Annotated in this window: 8 protein-coding genes; all 8 read right to left on the bottom strand. The window is 66.6% G+C overall.

Going from position 1 to position 6,305, the window contains the following annotated elements:
- Positions 1-1,315, bottom strand: a 1,315-nt coding sequence (locus tag LJ657_RS26130) for a hypothetical protein (RefSeq protein WP_232651180.1), incomplete at its 3' end; no start/stop codon positions are given.
- 149 nt (positions 1,316-1,464) lie between these two features.
- The gene (locus LJ657_RS26125) at positions 1,465-1,962 is read right to left on the bottom strand and encodes a hypothetical protein (RefSeq protein ID WP_030938479.1); all 498 of its coding nucleotides are present in this window, start codon (positions 1,960-1,962) and stop codon (positions 1,465-1,467) included.
- A 167-nt stretch (positions 1,963-2,129) separates the two neighbouring features.
- Positions 2,130-2,603, bottom strand: coding sequence for a DUF3515 family protein (locus LJ657_RS26120; RefSeq protein ID WP_232651190.1), 474 nt, complete (start codon positions 2,601-2,603; stop codon positions 2,130-2,132).
- A 120-nt stretch (positions 2,604-2,723) separates the two neighbouring features.
- Positions 2,724-2,948, bottom strand: a complete 225-nt coding sequence (locus LJ657_RS26115) for a helix-turn-helix domain-containing protein (protein WP_232651179.1) — start codon at positions 2,946-2,948, stop codon at positions 2,724-2,726.
- Positions 2,948-3,556 (bottom strand): DUF2975 domain-containing protein, encoded by a 609-nt coding sequence (locus tag LJ657_RS26110; protein WP_232651178.1) that lies wholly within the window; start codon positions 3,554-3,556, stop codon positions 2,948-2,950. The genes LJ657_RS26115 and LJ657_RS26110 overlap by 1 nt, the downstream gene beginning before the upstream one ends.
- 243 nt (positions 3,557-3,799) lie before the next feature.
- Complete coding sequence (locus LJ657_RS26105; protein ID WP_232651177.1) at positions 3,800-4,105, bottom strand: helix-turn-helix domain-containing protein; 306 nt, start codon at positions 4,103-4,105, stop codon at positions 3,800-3,802.
- Between the two features lie 765 nt (positions 4,106-4,870).
- Positions 4,871-5,278 (bottom strand): ATP-binding protein, encoded by a 408-nt coding sequence (locus LJ657_RS26100; RefSeq protein WP_232651189.1) that lies wholly within the window; start codon positions 5,276-5,278, stop codon positions 4,871-4,873.
- Positions 5,279-5,454: 176 nt separating this feature from the next.
- Positions 5,455-6,303: a helix-turn-helix domain-containing protein gene (locus LJ657_RS26095; RefSeq protein ID WP_232651176.1), complete on the bottom strand. Its 849-nt coding sequence runs from the start codon at positions 6,301-6,303 to the stop codon at positions 5,455-5,457.
- Positions 6,304-6,305 lie beyond the last annotated feature (2 nt).

Here is a 6,305-nt window from a genome sequence, read left to right as displayed (position 1 = left end):
ACAGCGCGGCCGGCGGCCTGCCGCCGGAAGAGTTCGAACGGACCGTCACCGCAGCACGCAAGAAGAGCGACCAGAGGTGCCAGGCCGCATAGGAGAGGTCTCTACGAAACCAGGGGATTGACAGTATGCCGGACTCCGCGCAGTCCCATGCCGCACGCTGCCAGGCCACGACGTTGTCTGCGGTGACCGTGGCCGGCACCGTCGACGGATCCTGGCAGAGCGCGGCCTCCTGACGGGAAAGCGGCTCACCGCCGGCGCTGTGCTTGAGGGCGGCCAGGTTCAGCCGCGCGGCGCCGTCGCGGGGCGCGTCTTGGGCATTGGCCTGCTCCTCGACCGCAGACAGGAGACGTTTGTCCCGCACAGGCCATCCGGCCAGGCTCCGAAGTTGCTGCACGAACAACGACGCGTCGGGCGTGCCCAGGTAGGAGGACGGGTCACGCACCGTTCCGTCCTGCATGCGCTCCTGCTCGAGACGGCGGGTGACCGCCGAGAACGCCCCTTTGGAACTGCCGGCGGCGCGCAGGATGTGCACCAGGCTGTAGAGCTGGTCGTAGTCGAGGCTTCCGACGTTGTGCGACAGGGCCTGCTGCCATGTCTTCCGGTCCACACGCGGCTCTTTGCCGGCCGACTCCTGGAGCAATACGTAGTTGTATGTGTCTTCCAGCAGGGCGGCGCGTTCCTTGTCCGGCCGCTCGGTGAACCGGCTCGTGTCCGGAGCTGCCAGCGACGTCAGGGAGCCGGGGACGGACTTGCCGAGCAGGTGCAGGCAGCGTGCCAGGGCCGCGGCCTCGTCCAGTCGCGGCCGGCCATCTGCCAGCCTGCCCAGCCAGCCAGCGGTGGCCGCCTTGTCGGCGGCGGGAAGCTTCGTGAGAGTTCCGGTGGCCGCCTCCACCTCCAGCGCCGCCCAAGTGGCACCCAGGCGTCCTTCATCGCTCTTCTCTCCGAGCGCGGGATCTTCGTACCATCCCCTGCCGGTTCGCAGTTTCTCCACGTCCTGGGTGTCACGGCGCCCCAGCACCGCAGACACTCCGGCCTCGCGCAGCGGGACAAGCCAGTACCTCCCCCACAGTGCGGACGTCTTGAGCGCATCGGAGCGCAGCGCTGTGGCCGTCGTGGCTCCCACCGTGACCTTCGGCTTCGCGCCGGTCTCTGCCAGGATGCGCAGCGCGTAGGACTGAGCTTCGGCGCTGCCGCGCTCTTCCCTCAGGAAGGGGTGGTAGTACAGGCCGTTGACCTGGCTGACGAGGCTCTGGAAGTAGGCTGGTTCCCTGCTTTCATGGTGGCTGCCCTGCGAGGTACAGGACACGGCGGGCATCAGGACGCAGGCCGCAGCGGCCGCCCACGCCGCTTTCCTCGCGACTCTCCTGGCGTGAGACATACTCGTTCTCCCCCGTAAGAGAACTCTGCCCCCGCCAAAGGGGCGGGGGCAGAGACGTTCAGGTGGTGCGCAGTGTCAAGAGCGGATCAGGCCGCGCCGGCAGTGACGCACTTCTCCGTGAACTTGATGCTGCTGGTGATCTGGGCCGAGCCGCAGGACTTGGTCGACACGTACACAGTCAGCGAGCTGGGCTTCATCTGACCGTAGGTGTCCGAGATCCACTTGTGCCCGCCGTAGTTCTTCCAGCGGACCTCGCCCTGCGACTTGCTGGTCATCTTCAGCGTCGCCTCAGGGTTCTTCGAGATCGTGAGGGAGACGCTGATGCCGTGAGCGGTCAGGATGGCCCGGTTCTGCACCCACTGGGCACTGTCGTGGGCCGTGCCCTTGTACACCTTGGTCGATGCCTTCCAGTCACAGGTGCTCACGTACGAGCCACAGTGCCAGGCGTTCACCTGCATTTTGTGGCCCGGGATGCCCCAGGTACCCGAGGACGACGTGGCGTGCGCGGGCGCAGCTGCGAACAGCAGCGCACCGGCGGCCACCGCAGCGGCCCCACCAGAGGCCAGGCGCGAGAGAGTACGCATGATTTCTCCCCGTAGAAGTGGAAATGCTTCCTTGACCATGCGCCCGGCACCGCAAACGGCACCCGCACGCACGTTCCACTGATTTCTACGTCCTGGCCACACCGGCCACCATCGCACCTTCGGGCACCCTGCCCTCCAGGGCTAATAGGAGTCCGGGCCGCAAACGCTCAGCCCTGCTTCGCGCACGCCTTCTGCTTCGTCAGCCCCGACACGATCCCGGACACATCACCGATCACGGCGTTCTTGTCCTTGATCCGCTCCGACACCGTGACCTCGGCTGCAGGGCTACGCCCGTACGACAGGACCGTCTTCACCTCGTCGTGGGTCTTCTTCTCGTTCACGACCCAGTCGACCCCCTTCACCGACGTGCATGGAGCCGATTCCGGAACGTCCGAGATGTTCCCGCACCGGAGAATGACATCTCCGTCCCCCCATACGGCAGTTCCCTTCTGGTCGGAATCGTTGCGCTCATGGCCCCCCAGCTTCTGCGGCGCCTTCCTCACCAGACTGGAGCACGCAGCACTGGCACCCCCCGGAGCTCCCGACACGTTGTAGGAACGCGAGGAGGTCCCGCACGCTGCAAGAGCGGCAGCACACACAGCGATCACAGAAACCTGTGCCAGACGCCGGCCAGAGGTCATCTCCATGAGTAATCCCTTGTCTAGGTAACGTAGTTATGGGCATGCTTCGGCGAGGGCCACACGGTAGGAGGCGGTACATGCCGCTCTCGTACGGAACGTCGGCCATGCCTATGACCGGGGTCAGTCCTCGCGGATGCTGAGCAGGTCGCCGGGCTGGCAGTTCAATTCGCGGCAGATCGCAGTGAGGGTGGAGAAGCGGATCGCCTTCGCCCGGTCGTTCTTCAGGACGGAGAGGTTGACCACCGTCACCCCGACCCTGGCCGCCAGTTCGGACAAGGTCATGCCGCGCTCGGCCAGCAGCCGGTCCAGGTGGACTTGAACCCGGTGTTCCTCTTCTGACGGCATCAGACCAACCCCTCGGTGTCGGCGCGGAGCTTCGTACCACGCCGGAACACCTCGCCCAGGGCCAGGATGAGGAAGGCGAGCAGGACGTACTCGCCGGTGAAGGTGATCGAGGAGGGGACCTGATCAGCCATGGGGGTGCCGTTCACCAGAGCCGCCGTCGTGAGCGCCGGCAGGACCGGGGAGAGGACCGCCTGCACCAGCACCGTGAGCCCTATGGCGCTCAGACGGCGGGCGTTGCTCGGCACGAAGACGTCGCCGCCGCGCAGGGTCCTGGCCATCTGAAGGAGGAGGGTCAGGACGAGGAGCAGGAGCAGGCTGCCGATGACGTCCGGCAGCGCGAGCAACAGGCGCTGACTCAGGTCGGGGTGGGCGAAGACGAGGTTGGCCTGGTGGGTGCCGGTGAGGGTCAAGCCATGGCGCGCCACCGCGTCAGGCACCCGGGTCGTGGTCTCGACCTTGACCTCGCGGGTGTCCACCGGGCCGATGAGGCCGACCACCCCGAGGACCGGGAGCAGCACCCCGAAAACGCCGGCAAGCAGAGCCGCCAAGCTCAGAGCCGCCTCCAGCAGCCGATTGTCGGTCCGGTTCCACCACGACTTCGTACCCACGGTTCCCCCTGTCGATCGCAGCACCCATATCGCTTATCGATACTATCGATAAGCGATATGGGTGCTGTCAAGCTCAGGATGCGGCGGCGACACAGGCGGGTCTCGCGGGAAGGGCGCCGACTGCGGTCGCCCCGAGGTCATCCGCCAGGCGGCCCGGAACCTCGACATGCATCCCGCGGCCCTGCATGGGTAAATCCGCCAGAACGAGGCGGAACGCCCAGACCGAGCGGGCGAACGAGATCCTCAGAGCCGGCCGACGAGACGGCCGTGAAAGGCGTAGGCAAAGAGGGCTGCTTCGGTGCGGCTGGTCACTTTGATCTTGGCCATGAGGTTGGTCAGGTGTGCTTTGACGGTACGTTCGGCTATGCCGAGTCGGCGGCTGATCTCGCGATTGTCGGCGGCGCGGCTGAGCAGGGTGAGGAGTTGGCGTTCTCGGGGGGTGAGATAGGGGATGGCGTGGGGGTCCCCTGGGGTGGGCGGAGCGGCCAGGGTGGAGCTGAAGTCCCCTTGCGATCCAGTCCTCTGGTCGTCGGTCGTGAGGTAAGTCAAAGCGGCGATCTCCCCGTTCGTCCCTGTCTGACCGCTTTAGCCGAATATCCCCTTGCTCTCGTTTGTGCTGCTTACCTTCCGGGGTTTCGGCATTGGGCGGCAGTTGTGGCGACACCGCGGTCTGATTGGCTTGGTTGATGGTGTCGCACATATGCGCTCCCGCATGGCGCATCTCCATGTCGATATGGCTGGTAATGGCCGTACGGACGGCAGTGGGTGAGGTCATCCACCCACGCCCGGAGGAGCGCCATCGTGACGCACGGTAAGTAAATGATCTGTAAGAGCTCAAGTAAAGGGAGTTGAGGCAGTCTTGAGGTTGCCTCACAGGTTGACGCCCTCCAAGACGATGCCCGATCGTCCCAAACCGCAAGGCGCTCGGCTATTGCTCCGACGCTGCTCGCAGCGAGATGGCCTGTTGGGGGGTGGCGAAACCCCTGAGGTTCCAGTGGAAAGTGCAGGGGCTCCAAGCTTGTCGAGTCCGCCCGGCCCCGCTGGCGGGCCGTGAAGGGCCCCACCTCGTCGCCCTGGTGCGGACCAGAACCCGCTTCGAACGCGGTCAGCTCGTCGAACGTCGCGAGTCCAGCGCCTGAAGGCGCCGGTGACCCTTGTCCGCTCCCACGGCACTACCTCGTACGACCCGGTGGTTAGCACGCCGCCCGGACTGAACGGTAAGCGTGCCCTCGGTGTGGTGGGATCTGGCCATCTCCACGCGTCGCTCCGGATCGGCGACGCCCGCCTGTTCGCCTTCCGGAAGGAGCCGCAGGGTCAGCACGCCGGGACCGCCAGCTCCGCCCAGACGGTCTTGCCCCAGCGCATTTCGTCGTATCCCCAGCGGTGTGACAGCGCGTCGACCAGGACCAGGCCGCGCCCCGTCTCAGCGCCGTCGGCGACCAGATCCATTCTCGGCAGGGCGTGGGATTTGTCGGTGACGCCGATCCGTACGAGATCGTCCGTGACGCGCCGGACGGACACCCGGACCAGACGGCACGAGGTGTGGCGGACCGCGTTGCCCACCAGCTCGGAGACGATCAGCGTGCCCGCTTCCGCCAACTCGGTTATGCCCCAGGTGTTCAGCGCGACCGAGACAAGGCTCCGGGCACGACGGGCCGTCTCGGGCTCACAGGGAAGGGTTTCGGTGTAGCCGGGCGGTCCGACTGCGGTGGGTCTGGCCATGACGCTCACGGGGTCGTCTCCTCGGGGCCGGGATGTCCCGCTCGCAATGAGGGGGTGCGCGAGCAGGACTCTCATCCGCTGCCGCCGAGGGGAAGCCTTGACCTGCCCGGCGACGCCAACGACCGTACGGAGAGCCGGAGTTTTGCCTCAATAAAATTGCGGGGAATTGCGCGACGTCATCCGAGGGCCCTGATCGCCGACTCGATCAAGGCGCGGGCGGCGTTGCCGTGGACGGCCATCTTCGTCAGCTCCCCGAACGCCTTGCGGTAGTCGGCGAGTTCGCGCGGTTGAACCACGTTGACCTCGGCGGTGAGGGTCTCCACGACACTGCGGGCGCCGTCATGGAGGTAGAACGCCTCCAGCGGCCACATCGTCCTTTGCGCGGTGAAGGGGATGATGCCCAGCGAGACGGAGGGCAGCGGCATCACGGTCAACAGGTGCCTGAGCTGTCCGGCCATCGTCTCGGCGTCGCCGACGCGGTAGCGCAGCACGCACTCCTCCATGAGCACGACGAACCGATGCCCGCCCTCGTACAGGAACCGGCTCCGGGCGACGCGGGCCGCGACGGCCTCGGAGACGTCGTTGGGGGTGCCTTGGAAGTCGGTGATGGCCTCCATCAGGGCCGTGGCGTATGCGGGAGTCTGGAAGAAGCCGGGCACGACGTTGGAGACGTACGCGCGCGTGACGCCGCTGTGCGCGTAGCGGTCGTTGATGTCCTCCTGCGTCTTGCGCATGCCGGTGCGGTGGCTCCTGCGCCACTCCACGTACATCGAGTCAACGGCGCGGGCCGTGGCGATCAGGTCATCGGCCTGGTCGGCGGCGGAGCAGGCAGCACACCAGGCGCGGATGTCCCCGTCGGTGGGCTGTACCTCACCTTTTTGGATGCGGGTGGTCTTCGCAGGGTGCCAGCCGCACCGGGCAGAGAGTTCCTTCCCGGTGAGGCCGGCGTCTTTGCGCAGGTGCGTCAGGCGTACGGCGAGCGCTTCACGGGCTGCCTGAGCGCTGGACGAAGGAGAGGCGGGCATGG

The sequence above is a fragment of the Streptomyces guryensis genome, from assembly GCF_021261325.1.
Lineage (GTDB): Bacteria > Actinomycetota > Actinomycetes > Streptomycetales > Streptomycetaceae > Streptomyces > Streptomyces guryensis.
Note: the sequence above shows the minus strand (reverse complement) of the source record. Positions and strands in the feature narration are given on the sequence as shown.

Coding starts and splice junctions, on each gene's coding strand:
- LJ657_RS26125 (WP_030938479.1), bottom strand. CDS start 1,962: ATGCGTACTCTCTCGCGCCTGGCCTCTGGTGGGGCCGCTGCGGTGGCC.
- LJ657_RS26115 (WP_232651179.1), bottom strand. CDS start 2,948: ATGCCGTCAGAAGAGGAACACCGGGTTCAAGTCCACCTGGACCGGCTG.
- LJ657_RS26100 (WP_232651189.1), bottom strand. CDS start 5,278: ATGGCCAGACCCACCGCAGTCGGACCGCCCGGCTACACCGAAACCCTT.
- LJ657_RS26120 (WP_232651190.1), bottom strand. CDS start 2,603: ATGACCTCTGGCCGGCGTCTGGCACAGGTTTCTGTGATCGCTGTGTGT.
- LJ657_RS26095 (WP_232651176.1), bottom strand. CDS start 6,303: ATGCCCGCCTCTCCTTCGTCCAGCGCTCAGGCAGCCCGTGAAGCGCTC.